The organism is Mesoterricola sp. MK458 (assembly GCF_055384935.1).
Map to the genome: position 1 here is coordinate 4358456 of NZ_AP045075.1, position 18058 is coordinate 4376513.

Genomic DNA, 18058 nt, shown 5'->3' on the forward strand with positions numbered 1-18058 from the left:
ACGTGAATCCCTTCCGGATATCCCTGTGCGTCCTCGTCCTGGCGGCCTTGGCCGGCTGCGGCGGGCAGAAGACGAACGGCGCCGACGCCCCGGGCGTCAACGCCATCGTTTCCATCACCCCCGGCCCGGCCCGGGTCACGGTGGGCGGAACCCTCGCCTTCAGCGCCCAGTTGCGCCTGGGCTCCGGGTTCTCCTGGGCCGTGCGGCCCCAGGAGCTGGGCACCTTCTCCGCCGACGGCGTGTTCACCGCCAAGGCCGCGGGGCAGGGCGTCGTGGTGGCCACCTGGAAGGACGACACCCGGTACGTGGGCACCGCGTCCATCCAGACCCTGCCCGCCCCCGACGCCACCATCACCTCCCCGGCCGTGGCCGACGTGACCGCCGACGACCTGAAGGCCTCGGTGCCGGACCAGCCCGGCAGCACCTACGCCTGGACCGTCACGGGCGCGACCATCACCGCGGGCGAAGGCACCCGGCAGATCACCCTCAAGCCCCTTTCCCCGGGCCAGATCCTCGTGGCCTGCCTCGTCACCAACCCGCTCAACGTCTCCACGGAAACCTCCTGGCCCATCCAGGTGGTCGCCGCCCCGGCCATCACCCGGTTCCAGGGCCTCCCCGTGCTGGTGCGGACGGGAGGGGCCACGGCGCTCTACGCGAGCTTCCGCGGTTCCCGGGGCGTGGTGGACCCGGGCCAGGTGCCCATCGCCGACGGGGCCAGCATCCCCGTGAGCCCCCTCCAGACCACCGACTACACCCTGACCGTCTACAACGAGGCCGGCGCCAGCGTCACGGCCCGCACCACGGTGCTCGTGGGCGATCCCTGCCCGCCGGCGGATCCCGCCCCCGGCGCCGTCTGGACCGATCCCGCCACGGGCCTCCAGATGGTCTACTGCCCTCCGGGATCCTTCTCCATGGGCGCCCCGTCCGGGGACGCCGACGCCCTGGACAACGAGCGCCCCGCCCATGCGGTCACCTTCGCGCAGGGCTTCTGGATGTCCCGCACCAAGATCACCCAGGCCCAGTGGCAGGCCCTCATGGGGTCCAACCCCTCCTTCTTCCAGGACGTCGGTCCCTGCACGCGCTTCGGGGCCTTCCCCCTGCGCCCCGTGGAACAGGTCTCCTGGCAGGACGCCCAGGACTACCTGGGGCACCTCAACGACCGCCTGGGGTGGAGCCTCTACCGGCTTCCCTCCGAGGCGGAATGGGAATACGCCTGCCGCGCCGGCACCTCCACCCGCTACGTCTGGGGCGACGACGCCTCCGGCGCCCAGGCCCAGCCCCTGGCCTGGTTCGACGCCAATGCCGACCTGGTGGCGTGGCCCGTCGCCCAGCTCGCGCCGAACCCCTGGAACCTCGCGGACATGACCGGGGACGCCCTGGAATGGGTGGCGGACTGCTACCAGCCCGAATACCTGGGAGCCCCCGCCGGGGGCCAGGCGGTCCTGGGCCTGGCCACCGCCAACCGGACCCTGCGCGGCGCGTCCTGGAACGACGGCATCGCCGACCTGCGGTCCTCGGCGCGCTACACCCGGATCGAGACGGAGCGCCAGCGCACCATCGGGTTCCGGGTGGTCCGGCCCCTGTGCGCCGCCCCGGTGATCTGGGACCTGCAGGCCACGCCGGCCACCCTGCCCGCGGGCGGCGGCACGGTGACCCTGGCCTGGCGCGTGGACGGGGCGACCCGGGCCTGGATGGACCAGGGCATCGGCGACGTGACTCCCCTGAAGACCCTCACCCTGACCGTGACCCGTTCCACCGGGTTCGCCCTGGCCGCCGAGAACGCCCTCGGCTGGGCCATGGCGACCGTGAACGTTGAGGTGGCCCGATGAGCCTGCGCACCTTCCTCCTGGGCACCCTGCTGGCCCTCCCCGCCGCCGCGGCCACCTGGCCCGCGGCCGGCGCCTGGCCCAACCTCGCCGCCGCCCCGGCCACCGCCAGGCCCGTGGCCTGGCCCGCGTCCGGGTCCTGGATCACCTACACCAGCCGCGGCGCGTCCCTCACCGACCCCGCCGTCTCCGACCCCAGCAACGGCGGCACCTCGCCCCAGAGCTACGTGAACGTGAGCTCCGGCTCCCCGGACAAGTCGCAGCCCAGCGTCTTCTGGTCCTACGACGCGGTCAACCAGGTGGTCTTCTACCGGTTCCGCCTGGCCGCGCAGCCCAACACATACGCCACCGGCCCCAGCGCCGGCTCCGCCAGCACCACCGATCCCTGGAAATCGGCCCTTTGGTCGGTCCTCATCGACATCAACGGCGACGGCTACCGCGATTTCGCCGTGCAGCTCAACGGCAGCTCCGGCGGCCCCGGAACCCCCGTGGACCGCGTGTCGGTGATCTACAGCCGCACCCTCAGCCAGTCCCTGGACTACGCCACCGCCGGCACCGGCATCCAGCTGGTGAACCAGTTCGCCGCCGCCTTCGTGGCCACCGACGGCGGCCCCATCCTGAACTTCCACGGCACCAACAGCGCCGATGCCACCTGGCCCAACGGCAGCGCCGAGACGGTATGGGACTACGGCATGACCCGCAGCTCCCTGGTGCCGGGTTCCACGGCGGAATACTACCTCGACTTCCAGGTGCCCCTGGCCCTGCTGGACGCCACCGCCGTGGGCGGCCCCAAGGTCACGCCGGCCACGCCCATGGCCTTCGTGTTCGCGTCCTCCAACAGCCTCAACAACCCGTTCCAGAAGGACGTGGTCACCGCCGGGGACTACCTCTACGTGGCCGACCCCGCCCTGCCCGCGCCCTTCGGCGACTCCGTGTTCCTGGCCGGCGGCGCCGGGGCGCCCCAGCCGGTGGTGCAGTCCGTGGGCGTGGCCGGATGCGGCCCCGCCACCCTCACCGCCACCGTGTCCGGCGCCATCACCTGCTCCGGCGGCGCCTGCGCCACCAGCATCGCCGCCGTGCAGTTCTACGCCTACGCCGACGCCAACGGCGACGGCCTGGCCAACGACGGCAACCCCTGGTTCCCCGTGGGCACGGCCACCACCTCCAACAACCCCATCGGCGCCTGGACCGCCTCCTGGGACACCTCGGCCCTGACCCAGGGGCGCTACCTGGTGGGCGTCAAGGCCACCGACGCCTCCGGCAACAGCACTTTCAGCTGGTACGCCCCCGGGGACGCCTCGGGCAAGGACTACGCGAACCCCTCCACACCGGGGCCCGTCACCGCCCTCTTCACCAACACCTGCGGCGCGCCACCCCCCTTCGCCTCCATCGCCTCCTCCGCGACGGGCCCGGTCACCGCGGGCGCCTCGGTGACCTTCACGGTGACCGTCACCAACACCTCCGCGGCCCCCGTCACCGTCACCGGCATCACGGACGCGCTGCCCACGGGCTTCGCCTACGTCTCCACCGGCGGCGGCAGCCTGGGCGCGCCGTCCGCCTCCCCCGCGGGGGGGGCCACCGGGCTCCTCTCCTGGACCTTCGCCTCCGCCTCGGTTCCCGCCGGCGGCACGCGGACCTTCAGCTTCACCGCCACCGCCCCCGCGACGTCGGGCACCTGGTCCAACGCCGCCACCGTCGTGTCCTCCGCGGGAAGCCTGGTGACGGGCGTGGCGCAGGTGTCCGTGGGCGCGCCCGCCCTGACCCTGCAGAAGACCGCCTCGGTGGCCTCGGCGGCGCCCGGGGACACCGTGACCTACACCCTGGCCTACGCCAACCCCTCCCCCGTGAACGTGACCGGAGCCGTCCTCGCCGACGTGCTGCCCACGGGCCTGACCTTCGTGTCGGCCTCGGGCGGCGGCGTCTACGCCGCGGGAACCCGGACCGTCACCTGGAACCTGGGCGCCATCCCCGCCGGGGAAGGGCCGGACGTCCTCACCGTGGCCGCCACCGTGGATTCGCCCTTTCCCGCCGGCGCCACGATCCCCCTGGCCAACACCGCCACGCTCACCTCCACGGAGGCCTCCACCGCCACCGCGGGCGCCAGCATCTTCGTGACCGCCTCCCGGCCGGTCCTGTCCGTCCAGGTGGCCACCTCGCCCGCGACGGTCCCCGCCAACAGCAGCGTCACCTTCACGCTGTCCTACGCCAACACCGGCAACGCCACGGCCACGGGCCTCGTCCTCACGAATCCCGTTCCCGCGGGCCTGGCCTTCGTGTCGGCCAGCAACGGCGGGTCCAACGCCGGCGGGACGGTCACCTGGAGCCTGCCCGACCTGGCCGCCAACGCCACCGGGTCCGTGACGGTGACCCTGGCCGTGCCCTCGGGCTACGCGGGGGCCAACCCCCTCACCGACACCGCCACCCTCACGGCCACCGGCGTGGGCGCCGTGTCCAATGGGTTCCTCCTGGGCGTGAACCAGACCGGGAGCATCTGCAACAACTACTACTTCCAGGCGACCCAGGGGAACGTGGGCTTCGACGGCGCCCAGTTCCTCACCACCACCGTCTCCCCCGTGGCGTCCGACACCGGCCTCGCCGTGAAGCGCACCGTCTCCACCACCGCCTACGACCCGGCCCTCAACCTGGCCTTCTACGCCCCGGCCACCACCAGCGACATCGCCCTCACGGGGACGCTGACCACCAACTTCTGGGTGGACCGCGCCAACGGGAACACGGTGTACGTCCGCGCCAGCGTCCTGGACTACAACGAGGCCACCGGGGCCCGCACGTCCCTGTCCACCCCCACGGTCTTCTCCCTCACCGGCTCCAGCAAGGGCCAGCTGAGCTTCGACGTCACGCTGTCGGGCACCCTCCAGAAGGGCCACCGCTTCCTCTGGCTCTTCGAGTTCGCGGAGAAGACCACGGGCAAGACCGACGACATCTACCTCCAGTTCGGCGGCACCGTTGCCAACCCCATCAGCGGCGGCACCGCGCTGGCGGTGTCCAACGGCTACTTCTGCTACACGGCGCCCGCCAACCTGGTCATCGACAAGCAGGTGAGCCTCCTCACCGCGAACCCCGGGGACGCCCTCCAGTACACGATCCTCTTCTCGAACACGGGCCAGACCGCGGCCACGGGCGCCCAGGTGGTGGAGACGCTGCCGGCCGGCGTCACCTTCGCCAGCGCCACCCTGAACGGATCGGCGGCCACCCCGGCCTCCGTCGCCGGGCAGGTGTACACCTTCAACGTCAATTCCGCGGGCCAGGCTTCGGGCACCGTGGCCGGAAGCGGAACCGGTTCCCTCCTCGTCAACGCCACCGTCAACAGCCCCCTGGCTTCGGGCATCACCTCCCTGACGAACGGGGCCAGCCTTTCCAGCACCCAGACCCTGGCCACGTCCGACTCCGCCGTCACCACGGTCCTGCGCCCCGCCGTCACCGTCTCGGCCTCGGCCGACAAGGCCCTGGCGGGCCCCAACGACGTCGTCACCTACACCCTCACCGCCCTCAACGGCGGCACCGGGACCGCCACGTCCGTGACCCTGTCCGACGTGCTCCCCGTGCGGGCCTACTTCGCCTATGTGCCCGGGAGCACCCGCGTCAACGGCTCGACGGTCGCGGATCCGGTTTCCGGAGGGACCCTGTCGTACGTCCTGGGTGCCCTTTCCGCGGGCGCCTCCGCGCAGCTCTCCTTCCAGATGAAGGCCGGGGCGTCCGGGACCTTCCCCGGAACCCAGACCGTCCTGGCGAACACCCCCGCGGTTTCCGATGCCCAGACCTCCGGTTCCCGGACCGGCAACACGGTGAACGTCACGATCAACCCCCTGCCCAACCTGCGGCTCTCCAAGTCCTTCGTTCCCGCCGGCCCCTTCGCGCCCGGGGACACCGTCACGTCCACCCTCACCCTCGCCAACGACGGCGGGGCCGACGCCGAAGGCGTGCAGGTGGCCGACGCCGTCCCGGCTTACGCGGACTTCGTTTCCGGCACCCTGGCCTCCGGGGGCACCCCCCTGACCGACGCGTCCGGCGACGACGGCGCCGGGTTCGATTCCCCCGGCAACCGCGCGGTCTTCACCGTGGGCACCCTCGCCCCCGGCACCAGCCGTACCCTCACCTTCGCCTTCCGCATCCGGAAGCCCATGCCCACGGGCAGCACGGCCCTGTCCTCCAGCGCCACCGCCACCGCCTCCAACACCGCCTCCAAGACCGCCGCGGCCGCGGGGACCGTGGACGCCCAGGCCACCCTGGGCGTGGTGAAGGACGGGCCCTCCACCTCCGCCTACCCGGGCGCCGTGGCCGCCGCCAGCGCCACGGGCACCGCCACCGTGCAGGTGGACGACGCCTCGCCCTTCCTCGTCAACCAGTACGTGCGGATCGGGAGCCAGACCACGCGCATCACCGCCATCAGCGGTGCCACCCTGACCGTGAGCCCTTCCGTCGACGTGACCGCGGGCGCCCCCGTGATCGGGAGCCTCACCTACACCCTGCGCTACGCCAACGCCGGCACCGCGGACGCCGCCCCGGCCACCCTGGTGGACACGCTGCCCGCGGGCGCGGTCTACGTGGCCTCCACCGGCGGCACCTACAGTTCCGTGCCCGGCACCGTGACCTGGAACCTCGGCACCCTGTCCGCCGGATCCGCCAGTGCGGCCCAGGTGACCCTCTTCCCCGGCGCCGTGGGCGACGCCACCGACACCGCCGCATTGACGGCGCCTTCCGCCGCCCCCGCCAGCGCCTCCTTCACCACCGGGGTGGGCGGGCTCCGCCTCGGCCTGAGGACGACCACGCCCACCATCGTGCAGTCCGGCGCCGACACCGCCACCTACGTCATCACGGTGGAGAACACCGGGGCCGCCACCGCCACCGGCGTCCAGGTGGTCGACACCCTGCCGTCGGGGTTCACCTACCTTTCCACCACCAGCGTCGTGGGGGCCGTGCCCGCCACCTTCCCGGCCCCCGGGGACCAGGCGCCCGTGTGGGACGGCTTCTCCGTCGCCTCCGGCGCCACCGCGACGATCACGTTCCGGGCCTCCATCGCCCCGGGCCTGGGCGCCCAGACCTACCAGGACGAGGTCTCCGCCACCACCACCAGCGGCACCCCCGTGAGCGTGTTCGATCCCCTCCTCACCACCGCAGAGGACGTGACCCTCCTGGCCGCGGGCACCTACTTCACCATCGACGCCAGCGCCTCCGCCGGCGGGACCGTCTCGCCGGGCGGCGCCCAGCCGGTGGCCCAGGGCGCCGACGCCGTCTTCGCCTTCACGCCCGACGCCGGCTACCACCTGGTCGACGTCACCGTGGACGGTTCCTCCGTGGGAACCCCTTCCTCCTACACCTTCCATTCCGTGGCCGCCGGCCACACCCTCGTGGCGACCTTCGCCGCGGACGCCTTCACCCTCACTTACGCCGCCGGCGCCCACGGTTCCATCACCGGAACCTCGCCCCAGACCGTGTCCCTGGGGGGCAGCGGCAGCGCCGTGACCGCCGTGGCCGATCCCGGCTACCACTTCACCCAGTGGAGTGACGGCCTCCTAACCGCGACGCGCACCGACGCTTCCGTGGCCGGGAACGTGTCCGTCACCGCAAGCTTCGCCGCCAACGTCTACACCCTCACCTACACCGCCGGCGCCCACGGTTCCATAACCGGTCTCTCCCCGCAGTCCGTGACCCTGGGCGGCAGCGGCAGCGCCGTGACGGCCGTGGCCGATCCCGGCTACCACTTCACCCAGTGGAGCGACGGCCTCCTCACCGCCACGCGCACCGACGGCTCCGTGGCCGTGGATGTGTCCGTCACCGCCGCCTTCGCCGCCGACACCTACACCCTCACCTACGCCGCCGGCGCCCACGGGACCCTCACCGGGCTCTCGACGCAGACCGTGTCCCTGGGGGGCAGCGGCACCGCCGTGACCGCCGTGCCCGACGCCGGCTACCACTTCACCCAGTGGAGCGACGGCCTCCTGACGGCCACGCGCATCGACGCCTCCGTGGCCGGGAACCTGTCGGTCACGGCCACCTTCGCCGCCAACACCTACACCCTCTCCTACGCCGCCGGCGCCCACGGGTCCCTCACCGGGCTTTCGACGCAGACCGTGTCCGTGGGCGGCAGTGGCACCGCCGTGACCGCCGTGCCCGACCCGGGCTACCACTTCACCCAGTGGAGCGACGGAGTCCTCACCGCCACGCGCACCGACGCCTCCGTGGCCGCGAACCTGTCGGTCACCGCCAGCTTCGCCGCCAACACCTTCACCCTCACCTACGCCGCCGGCGCCCACGGGTCCCTCACCGGGCTTTCCACGCAGACCGTGTCCCTGGGCGGAAGCGGCACCGCCGTGACCGCCGTGGCCGATCCCGGCTACCACTTCACCCAGTGGAGCGACGGGCTCCTCACCGCCACGCGCACCGACGCCTCCGTTGCCGGGAACCTGTCGATCACCGCCAGCTTCGCCGCCAACGTCTACACCCTCACCTACACCGCCGGCGCCCACGGTTCCATCACCGGGCCCTCGACGCAGACCGTGACCCTGGGCGGCAGCGGCGCCGCCGTGACCGCCGTGCCCGACATCGGCTTCCACTTCACCCGGTGGAGCGACGGCAGCACCGACAACCCCAGGACGGACGGGCCGGTCGACGCCGTCGTTTCGGTCACCGCCCAGTTCGACACCGACCTGGTGTCGGTCCACGCGAGCGCCACCGGATCCGGAACCGTCTCGCCGGCGGGGCTCCAGACATTCGCCTACGGGGTGGACGCCACGTTCACCTTCATACCGGAGGCCGGCCGGCGCGTGGGCAACGTCCGGGTGGACGGCGCGTCCATTGGCCCCATCGGGTCCTACACCTTCCGGGGGATGACCGCGAACCATGTGATTTCCGTGGTCTTCGATGACGCCGGCCGTTTCACGGTCCTCGGCATCTCCAGTCCCGGAGGCACGGTGGGACCCGCCGTGACCTTCGCCAACCCCAGCGAGTGCGTGAGTGTTCACGTGACCCCCCGGCGCGGCTTCAAGGTGGACGACGTCCGGCTGGACGGCACCTCCCTCGGCCCCGTGGACGCCTACCGGATCACGAACCTTGCCGGGGACCACCGGGTCACCGCCGAGTTCTCGCCGGAGACCTTCACCGTGGAGGCCACGGCCGCCGGCAACGGCCAGGTGGTCCCGTCCACCCCCCAGACCGTGGCGTACGGCCAGGACCAGGCCTTCCATTTCCTGCCCGGGGCCGGCCAGACCGTGGTGGACGTCCAACTGGACGGAAGATCCCTGGGACCCCTCACCGACTACACCCTCAAAGCCTGCCAGGCGGGCCACCGTCTCCAGGTGGTCTTCTCCAACACCCCCTGATAAGGCCTCCGGCGCCGTCCGGGTACCAAAAACCGGGGCGGCGCTGTTTCAGATCTTGTACTTCGCCACTGCGCTGGAGAGATTCTCGGCGACCTTCGCCAGTTCCGTGGCGGTTTTGGCCACCTCGCCCACGGTGGCGGCCAGTTCGTGGCTGGCGGCGGAGCTGCGTTCCGTATCCAGGTTCGTGGCGTGGACGTGGCGCTGGACTTCGTCGCGCATGCCTGCGCCTTCGGAAACCGCCTCCAGGATCCGGTCCACCTCCTCGGCCAGGCTGTCGATCTGTTCACGGATGTTCTGGAGGGCGCCCACGCTGCCGGTCACGGTCTCCTCGCCCTGGAGGACGACCACGTCCACCTCCTCGATGAGCGCCCGGATCTCCCGGGTGGCGCTGGCGCTGCGCTCGGCCAGTTTCCGCACCTCCTCGGCCACCACGGCGAATCCCTTGCCCATGGCCCCGGCCTTGGCCGCCTCGATGGCCGCGTTGAGGGACAGCAGGTTGGTCTGCCGCGCGATGTCCTGGATCACGGCCACCGCCGTGGTCATGCGCTTGGTGGATTCGCGGATGGCCCGCATGGCCTCCGCCGTCGCTTCCCCTGACTGGGTGCCGGTGGTGGAGGCGCCCACCGCCCTTTCCGCCCGGCCCTTGGACTCCACGATGAAGCCCTGGATCCGTGCGATCAGCCCCGAGAGCTTGTCCATGGCCCCGGAGATGCTCGCCATGCCGCTGTGCTGGCGCTCCGACACCATGGCGATCTCGTTGCTGGTGTTGCGCATCTCCTCTGCGGTGGCGCTCAGTTCGGTGGATCCGCTGGCCACGCGCTCCGAATCGGTCGCCATGCCCCGGAAGATCTCCCGGAAGCGCGCCGAGCTGGCGTTGAAGGCCCGGCCCAGCTCGCCCACCTCGTCCTGCACCAGGTTCTGGATCTCCACGGTCAGGTCGTTGCGGCGGATGCCTTCCAGCACCCCGTTCAGGGGCACGAGCAGCATCTTCTTGAGGAGCACGTAGAGGGTCGCGGAGAGCAGGAGGCAGCCGAGAACCACGGTCCCCAGGGCCCCGAACAGGATGGCCCGGTCCGTCTCCGCGAACAGCTCCTTCTGGCTGGCCTCGATGACCAGGAACCAGCCCAGTTCAGGCACAGGCTTGACGTACACGAAGCGCCGGTCGCCGTTCCGCTCCGCCTCGAACAGGTGGCCGCTGGAGGCCTTCACCTGGCCCCAGGCCTCCTGGAATCCGGGCAGGGAGGCTACGTTCTCCTTGTGGATCAAGGACTTGTCCGAATGGATGGTCACCAGGCCGTTGGCGTCGCACATGTAGGTCGATCCGCGGGTGCCCACCTTGGCGTCCACCACGCGGTGCACCAGATCGGAGAGTTTCATGGCCATGGAGGCCACGCCCAGGTATTCCCCGTTATGGTCGATGCGCCGGTTGATGAAGGCGACCTCCTTGAAGACGGGATGGTCGGTGTAGACGTTGATCTCCACCTCTTTCTTGGTGTCGCCGAAAGCCGCGAACCAGCCGTCGTCGGCCGTCAGGCGGCGCGGGTTGGTCAGGTCGTAGTAATTGCCCGTCCGCTTCGACACCAGGTTGCAGCCCTCGGCCTTGAATTTCTCCGCGACGGTCTTGAGCGTGGTCAGCAGCTTGGGAAGGTCCTTGGCCGGTTCCCCCGCGAGCATCCAGTCCTTGATGAAGCCGTCCTTGGCCACCAGTTCCAGCGCCGAGGCCGGCTGCAGCAGGTTGTGGTCGATATCGGCGTAGATGGCGTTGGCCGCCTTGGGAATGTCGATCTCCCCCTGGCGCTGGGCCAGCTTGGCCCTGAGCACCAGCCCCGCCGAGGTCGACAGGAGGGTGATCGTGACCGCGAAAATGACCATGAAGGCAAGGATGATCTTCTGGAGGATACCCAAGTTGCGCAGCATGAGATCTCCGGTTGGATGAGGTGGGATCATCATATTCCTCAGTCCCCTCCGGTCAAGGCGAGGGTCTCTGAACGCAAAAAGCTTTAGGGCGGCTTTTGGGAGCCGTCCTCTTTGCTGCTTTTAGGTCGGCGCGAGAAGATTCGAACTTCGGCCAAGGCCCCGCGGCGCTGGCTGCGCACGGGAATCCGATTCTTTTCCCCGACAAAGCTTGAGGGCGGCTTTGGGGAGCCGCCCTCTTTCCTGCTTTTTTGGTCGGCGCGAGAAGATTCGAACTTCCGACCCCTACCACCCCAAGGTAGTGCGCTACCAGGCTGCGCCACGCGCCGTGAACTAACGAGTCTAGTACGTTTGTCGGCCGAGGTCAAGCACCGGTTCTCCCCGGCTACACTGGAGCCATGAAAGAGCGCCTGATTCTCATAACGAACGACGACGGCTGCTGGGCGCCGGGCCTGGCATCCCTGGCGCGGGTGGCCTCGCGCTTCGGGCGGGTGGTGGTGGTGGCCCCGGACCGGAACCGCTCGGCGGTGTCCAGCGCCATGAGCCTGAACGACATCCTGCGCCTCCACGACCTGGGCGGGGACCGCTACGCCTGCACGGGCACCCCGGTGGATTGCGTGCTGGTGGGCATCCGCGCCGTGCTCAAGCGCGAGCCGGACTGGGTGCTTTCGGGCGTCAACCACGGCTTCAACCTGGGCGAGGACGTCTTCTACTCCGGCACGGTGGGCGCGGCCTTCGAGGGTTGCCAGCAGGGGGCCCTCTCCGCGGCCTTCTCCATCGATCCCGAGGGGGACCTGGCCCAGGCGGAAACCTGGGCGGGGCACTTCCTGGAGCGCTGGGAGGGCATGGACCTCCCCGCCAACCGCATCTGGAACGTGAACCTGCCCAAGGGCGAGCCCCTGGGCTTCCGCCTCTGCGGCCAGGACACCCGCAAGTACCACGACCTGGTGGAGACGCGCGTGGACCCGCGCAGGACCCCCTACTTCTGGATCGGCGGGGAACTGGGCCCCACCTACGCCCAGGGTCCCGGCAGCGACGCCGAGGCGGCCCTGGCGGGCTACGTCAGCGTGACCCCCCTGCGCCTGGACCTGGCCTGCCCCGAGGTCATGGGCCGGCGGGCCGACTTCGAACGCACCTTCAACGGCGGGCTCCCGTGAAGGCCGGCTTCCACGCCCATGGACGCGTCCAGGGGGTGGGCTACCGTTGGTTCGTCATCCAGGCCGCCCGGGACCTGGACCTCGCCGGCTGGGTTCGCAACGAGCCCGACGGCACCGTCTCCGGGGAAGTGGGCGGGGATCTGTCCCACCTGGAGGCCCTGAAGGACCTTCTGGAGGCCGGGCCTTCCTCGGCCCGTGTTTCCCGGCTGGACTGGTGGGTGGTGGAGGGTGGACAATCACTTCCCCACCCTTTCGAGGTTCGGCGGTAAGCGAGGTAGCATGAACTTCAAATCGTCAGTTCTGGAGGTCCCGGATTTTCCGCGGGCCGGCGTCCTGTACAAGGACATCACCCCCCTCTTCAATGACGCCGAGGCCTTCGCCCGCGCCATCGACGCCATGGCCGAACCCGTCCTTTCCCTGCAGCCCACCCACGTGCTGGGCCTGGAATCCCGCGGATTCATCTTCGGCTCGGCCCTGGCCCACAAGCTCGGCCTGGGCTTCGTGCCCGCCCGGAGGCCCGGGAAATTGCCCCGGCCCACCTATGCCGAAGCCTACGCGTCCTCCTACGGCCACGACGGCCTGGAGATCCACCAGGACGCCTTCCATGCCGGCGACCGCGTGCTGATCGTGGACGACGTCCTGGCCACGGGCGCCACGGCCCTGGCGGCCCGGCACATCGTGGAGCGGTCCGGGGCCCACCCCCTGGCGCTCACCGTCTTCATCGAGATGGTGGCGATGGCGGGCAGGGGAAAGCTCACGGGGATGCCGGTGTTCAGCGTGCTGAGGTACTAGGAGGCTGATCCTGGATCCACTGCTTGAGGGCTTCGTCCATGCGGGTCTGCCAACCGGGGCCGGTGGCGCGGAAATAGGCCAGGACCTCGGTGCTGTAGCGCATGGATAGAAGGGTCTTCGTGGGCGCTTTCTGGGGGCCCCTGCCTCTCAATCCGCCCTCCCGGTAGGCATTGAGGATCTCCGGATGCGTTTCGGAGACGGGCCTCAAGCCCGCGAGGAGATCTTGGGAAAGGGGTGGGCTGTCCACGGAATCCCAGTCTTCCTGGGGGATGTGATCAGGCCTTGCCTTGGATTTCTTCATGCGCCCTCCTTTCCCTGGAATTGGATTTGCGGAGGCTGATGATCCTGAAGGATTCCTCTCTTCGCGTGTAGACAAGGGTGTGGAGCCGGTTGCCGATGAACCCGACGGAGATCCACCGTGGTTCACCGTAATTCTTCCGTCGATCCTCGACCTGCAGGGCCGTTTCCCATTGGAAGCCGAAGGCCTCGCTGAACTCCACCCCGTGCTTTTCAAGGTTCGCCACGTTCTTGGCATCGTCCCATTCGTACCACAAAACATAATGTAGCTACAAAATAAGCTCTGTCAAGGCACCTTTCACGCGCCTCGAAAACGAGGCAAAAGGACCAAACGCTGAGGCGCAGAGTACTCGCTGGGGCGCTGGGAAAAGAAAAGTCGTGCATTGCAGGGGCGTCAACACGCGAGTTTGAACACCCAGCGCCCCAGCGTTTTCGCTTTTCGATGGTCCTTCCGATCCGCTTCGGACAATGCGTTCAGGGCCTCAAAACCCGGGACAAAACCCCCGGTTTTCCAGACCCAAGGCAACAGTCCAATCTCGCTTTTCCCTTCCCCCGCTACGCACTCACCAGCGTCTTCAGGCCGTCCCTGAACAGCACGTCCACCTTGCGTCCCGTGCGCTTCTGCACCCGGCCCAGGCCGAAGCTGGGGTGGTCCATCCACATGCCCTCCTCCCATTTCTGGGAGACGGCGTAGGGGATGGAGGTGGTGCCCGCGTGCTCCTCGAGCATCAGCTCGTGGAAACGGGAGGGGGAGGTGGTGCTCCGGGGGGCGGCGGCGCGGGTGGCGACGGTGGCCCGGGCGGGGCGGGGGGCGGGAGCGGGGCGTTCGGCGCGGAACTTGTGCACGGATTTGCAGGTGGAGCAGATGAGCTTTTCCGGCACGCCATCGGTGATGGACAGGATCATGTGCCGCGTCTCCCCTTTGCATCTCCCACAAGGGGCATCAACTTCCTGGCCGGCGTAGTACGATTTCGTCATCCCCCTAGTTTGCCGGAATTGCCCGGCCAGGGAAACCTCAAGCGAGCCCGGATGCCCGTTTACACGTCAGCCTGCCCCCGAAACTGCTACAGCACGTGCAGCCTCAGGGTCACCGTGGAAAACGGGGCGATCACGGCCATCGACGCCCACCCCGGGAACCGGGCCACCCCGGAGGGGCCCTGCCTCAAGGGCCTGAGCTACCTGGAGCGGGTGGCGCCGTCCTCCCGGATCCTGACGCCCATGCTCCGGGGCCGGGACGGCGCGTTCGCCGCCGTGTCCTGGGACGACGCCCTGGACCTCATGGCCGGGCGGTTCCTGGACATCCGGGAGCGCTACGGGCCCCAGGCGGTGATGTACTACGCCGGCAGCGGCACCAAGGGCCTCCTCAACGGCAACTCCATGGCCTTCTGGCGGCGCTTCGGGGGGTGCACCACCACCTACGGCGACCTGTGCTGGCCCGCGGGCCTGGAGGCCACCCGCCTCACCCTGGGGGACAACCGTCACAACGCCCCCTGGGACCTGGCCCACGCGGCCCTCATCGTCATGTGGGGCAAGAACGCGGCGGAGACCAACATCCACCAGATGCGGTTCGTGGACCAGGCCCTGGCCGCGGGGGGCCGGCTGGTGGTGATCGACCCCCGGCGCACCCCCACCGCCGAACGCGCCGCGCTGCTGGTGCAGCCCCGCCCCGGCACCGACGCCGCCCTGGCCCTGGCCCTGGCCCACGTGCTCATCCGGGACGGCCTGGTGGACCGCCCCTTCATCGACGCCCACGTGCTGGGCTTCGAGGCCTACGCCCGCGCCGTGGAGGCCTGGACCCCGCAGCGCTGCGAAGGCGTCACCGGCGTCCCCGCCCGCGAGGTGGAGGCCCTGGCCCGGGAGCTGGGCACCGTCAAGCCCCTGACCCTCTGCGCGGGCTTCGGCATGCAGCGCTACACCAATTCGGGCCAGACCATGCGGGCGCTCCTGGCCCTGCTGGCCCTCACCGGGAACCTGGGCAGGCCCGGCGCCGGCTGGGTCTACGCGAACCTGCAGTCCGACGTGTTCAGCGCCGTGAAGGACCCCCTGGACTTCTTCCCGCCCGAAAGGCCCGATGGCGTGGCCCGGGTGTCGCTGTCCACGGCCCGCCTGGGGCTGGACATGGCCGCCCAGTGCGACCCGCCCCTCAAGGCCGCCTGGGTCGAGCGCGGCAACCCCGTGGGCCAGAACCCCGACACCACCCGGGTGCGCGCGGCCTTCCGCGCCCTGGAGTTCCGGGTGGTGGTGGACGAGCGCCTCACCGACACCGCCCGGGAGGCGGACCTGGTGCTGCCCTCCAAGAGCCTCTTCGAACAGACCGACGTCATCGGCGCCTACTGGCACCCCTACCTCCAGATCCGCCCCCGGCTCCTGGCGCCCCCCGGCGACGTGAAGCCCGAAAGCGAAGTGCTTTGGCTCCTGGCGCAGCGCATGGGCCTGGCCACGGACGGCCTCGTGGCCCCCGGGGGCGAGGAGGCCTGGCTCGAGGCGAAGCTGGCCCGGTTCCCGGGCCTGACCCTGGAGGCTCTGCGGGAGGGCCCCGTCCTGGCCCCCGGCTGCGAGGAGGTGGCCTTCGCGGACCTGGCCTTCCCCACCCCCTCCGGGCGCATCGAGCTGCTGTCGGAGGAGGCCGTGCGCCGCTGGGGCGTGGACCCCCTCCCGGGCTACACCCCTCCCCGGGAATCCAGCCCCGGCGCCTACCCGCTCACCCTCCTCACCCCCAACCACAAGAACAGCATCCACAGCCAGTTCGTGACCCTTTCCTGCCTGCGCGATCCGGGGCCCCGGCTCCACCTGGCGCCCGGGGACGCCGCGGCGCGGGGCATCGCCCAGGGGGACCGGGTGCGGGTCTTCAACGGCCGGGGGGAACTGTTCCTGCCCGCGAACCTGGACCTTAGCCTCCTGCCGGGCTGCGTGGTGGCCTTCAACGGCTACGGCGCCGAGCACGGGGGCTCGGTGAACCTCCTGTCCGAGGGCCGCGAGACCGACATGGCCCACGGCGCGGCGTTCCACGACAACCTCGTGGACGTGGAGAAGGCCCCGTGACCGCGCTCCGGTTCCGCTTCCACGCCGACCTCTGCACCGGCTGCGAGGCCTGCGTCCTGGGCTGCTGGATGGAGAACCGCGCCGTCCAGACCCGGCCCTGGCGGGAGGTCCACACCTTCAACCCCCACCGGACCCCGGACCTGCCGGTGTTCCACCTGTCCCTGGCCTGCCACCACTGCGACCACCCCGCCTGCCTTGAGAACTGCCCCGCGGACGCCTACACCAAGGACCCCGCCACCGGCGCCGTGACCCTGCGCCAGGAGGCCTGCATGGGGTGCCGCTACTGCACCTGGGCCTGCCCCCACGACGCCCCGAAATTCAGCGCGGCCACCGGCACCGTGGAGAAATGCACCTTCTGCCCCGATCGGGAGGAACCCGCCTGCGTGGCCCGGTGCCCCCTGGGGGCCCTGGAGGTGGAGCCCCGCGAGCCGGCCGGACCCGCGCCCTTCGGCCTCCCGGGGTGGGAACTGGGGCCCGGGATCCGCATCACGGGCGAACCCGCCGCGCCGCGTTTCGCCTCGCCGCCCCCCGCCACCGGGATCCTGGAAGGCCTCCTGCGCGTTCCGGAACCGAAGATAACCCTGCGCGGAGAATGGACCCTCGTGGCCTTCACGACGATCCTGGCGGTGCTCACGGCCCGCATGGCCGCGGGTGGGCCCTTCACCCACCCCTGGCCCCTCCTGGCCGCCGGCGCCGCCGCCATGGCCCTGGGCGCCGTCCACCTGGGCCGGCCCGGGCGGGCCTGGCGCGCCGTCCTGAACCTGCGGGGCTCCTGGCTGAGCCGGGAGATCGCGCTGGCCTCGCTCTTCCTGGGGCTCTGCGCCGCCGCTTTCCTGGGCCTGGCCCCGGCCTGGGCCGCGGCCGCGGCGGGCTTCGCGGCCCTGTACGCCGTGGACCGGGTCTACCAGATGGCCCTGCACGTGCCGCCGCTGAACTTCCACAGCGCCCACGCGCTGTTCAACGGCATCTACCTGGCCGCGGTGCTCGCGGGGAACGCCCCCCTGGCCGTGGCCGCGGGCGCCCTCAAGCTCCTGCTCTACACCTGGCGGAAGGTCCATTTCGCCCGCAAGGGGCGCGGGGCGCGGCCCCTCCTGTCCCTGGCCCGGGTGGCGGCGGGCTTCGCGCTGCCCGTGCTGGCGCCCGCGCCCTGGGCGGCCCTGGGCGTGGTCCTGGGCGACCTGCTGGACCGCTGCGAATACTACGACGAGCTGGAGCTGCCCTCGCCCGCGGCCTCCCTCAGCAGGTCCTGGAGCTTGGGGAACGCCCGCATCAGCAGGTTGCGGATCTCCGGCGGCAGCGAGTCGAAGAGCTCCTGAAGGGTCAGGTCCGACGGGTCGTCCCCGGAGCCCTGCTTGCCGGAGCGGCCCGCGTTGCCGGTCATGATCCGGCGCAGGACCTCCTTGAGGGCCTCCACCTCCCGGCGGTTGGGACCCGGCACATTCGTCCCGGCGGGGGTTTCGGCGGGGTATTCCACGACCCCGCAGGAAAGGCAGGCGAGGATGTGGAAGAGTTCCTGGAGGGCCTTCTCCTCGTCCACGGGGTCGGGCGCGGACGTGGCCGCGGCCAGCACCTGCGCGAACCCGGGGCTGGCCTGGGGCGCTGCCGCGGCGGCGGGGAAGGCGGAGTTGGCCGTTGCGAGGAGGGGCTGGGTAAACATGCCCCGGTCCTGCACGTTCCGGGCCAGGAAAATCTG

At 70.7% G+C, this 18058-nt stretch carries 12 protein-coding genes and 1 tRNA gene; 7 read left to right on the plus strand and 6 right to left on the minus strand.

The window, feature by feature from the left end:
- The first annotated feature begins 2 nt into the window (after positions 1-2).
- On the plus strand, positions 3-1829 hold the full coding sequence (locus ACZ5LB_RS19090) for an SUMF1/EgtB/PvdO family nonheme iron enzyme (RefSeq protein WP_464603790.1): 1827 nt from the start codon (positions 3-5) through the stop codon (positions 1827-1829).
- Positions 1826-9163, plus strand: coding sequence for an InlB B-repeat-containing protein (locus ACZ5LB_RS19095; RefSeq protein WP_464603791.1), 7338 nt, complete (start codon positions 1826-1828; stop codon positions 9161-9163). Before ACZ5LB_RS19090 ends, ACZ5LB_RS19095 begins: the two co-directional genes overlap by 4 nt.
- A 48-nt stretch (positions 9164-9211) precedes the next feature.
- Here the strand turns inward: ACZ5LB_RS19095 and ACZ5LB_RS19100 are convergent, their stop codons facing one another.
- On the minus strand, positions 9212-11080 hold the full coding sequence (locus ACZ5LB_RS19100) for a methyl-accepting chemotaxis protein (RefSeq protein WP_464603792.1): 1869 nt from the start codon (positions 11078-11080) through the stop codon (positions 9212-9214).
- Positions 11081-11329: 249 nt separating this feature from the next.
- A tRNA-Pro gene (locus tag ACZ5LB_RS19105) sits at positions 11330-11406 on the minus strand.
- A 69-nt stretch (positions 11407-11475) separates the two neighbouring features.
- On the opposite strand from ACZ5LB_RS19105, the gene surE reads away from it, so the two are divergent.
- The 3 genes from surE to ACZ5LB_RS19120 are packed head-to-tail and all read left to right on the plus strand — an operon-like array spanning position 11476 to position 13026.
- Positions 11476-12234, plus strand: a complete 759-nt coding sequence (surE, locus tag ACZ5LB_RS19110) for a 5'/3'-nucleotidase SurE (RefSeq protein WP_464603793.1) — start codon at positions 11476-11478, stop codon at positions 12232-12234.
- Positions 12231-12503 (plus strand): acylphosphatase, encoded by a 273-nt coding sequence (locus ACZ5LB_RS19115; protein ID WP_464603794.1) that lies wholly within the window; start codon positions 12231-12233, stop codon positions 12501-12503. Before surE ends, ACZ5LB_RS19115 begins: the two co-directional genes overlap by 4 nt.
- Positions 12504-12513: 10 nt before the next feature.
- Complete coding sequence (locus ACZ5LB_RS19120; RefSeq protein WP_464603796.1) at positions 12514-13026, plus strand: adenine phosphoribosyltransferase; 513 nt, start codon at positions 12514-12516, stop codon at positions 13024-13026.
- On the opposite strand, the gene ACZ5LB_RS19125 is transcribed toward ACZ5LB_RS19120, so the two are convergent.
- The 3 genes from ACZ5LB_RS19125 to ACZ5LB_RS19135 form a co-directional block, all read right to left on the minus strand.
- On the minus strand, positions 13007-13327 hold the full coding sequence (locus tag ACZ5LB_RS19125) for a BrnA antitoxin family protein (RefSeq protein WP_464603797.1): 321 nt from the start codon (positions 13325-13327) through the stop codon (positions 13007-13009). The two genes, ACZ5LB_RS19120 and ACZ5LB_RS19125, sit on opposite strands and share 20 nt — an antisense overlap.
- Complete coding sequence (locus ACZ5LB_RS19130) at positions 13302-13550, minus strand: BrnT family toxin (RefSeq protein WP_464603798.1); 249 nt, start codon at positions 13548-13550, stop codon at positions 13302-13304. The genes ACZ5LB_RS19125 and ACZ5LB_RS19130 overlap by 26 nt, the downstream gene beginning before the upstream one ends.
- 328 nt (positions 13551-13878) lie before the next feature.
- Positions 13879-14229, minus strand: a complete 351-nt coding sequence (locus tag ACZ5LB_RS19135) for a hypothetical protein (protein WP_464603799.1) — start codon at positions 14227-14229, stop codon at positions 13879-13881.
- Positions 14230-14352: 123 nt separating this feature from the next.
- Between ACZ5LB_RS19135 and ACZ5LB_RS19140 the strand changes: the two genes are divergently transcribed.
- Positions 14353-16365 (plus strand): molybdopterin-containing oxidoreductase family protein, encoded by a 2013-nt coding sequence (locus tag ACZ5LB_RS19140; RefSeq protein WP_464603800.1) that lies wholly within the window; start codon positions 14353-14355, stop codon positions 16363-16365.
- A complete protein-coding gene (locus ACZ5LB_RS19145) occupies positions 16362-17681 on the plus strand; it encodes a DmsC/YnfH family molybdoenzyme membrane anchor subunit (protein ID WP_464603801.1) in 1320 nt (439 codons plus the stop codon). The genes ACZ5LB_RS19140 and ACZ5LB_RS19145 overlap by 4 nt, the downstream gene beginning before the upstream one ends.
- On the opposite strand, the gene ACZ5LB_RS19150 is transcribed toward ACZ5LB_RS19145, so the two are convergent.
- Positions 17564-18022, minus strand: a complete 459-nt coding sequence (locus ACZ5LB_RS19150; RefSeq protein WP_464603802.1) for a hypothetical protein — start codon at positions 18020-18022, stop codon at positions 17564-17566. The two genes, ACZ5LB_RS19145 and ACZ5LB_RS19150, sit on opposite strands and share 118 nt — an antisense overlap.
- Between the last annotated feature and the right edge of the window lie 36 nt (positions 18023-18058).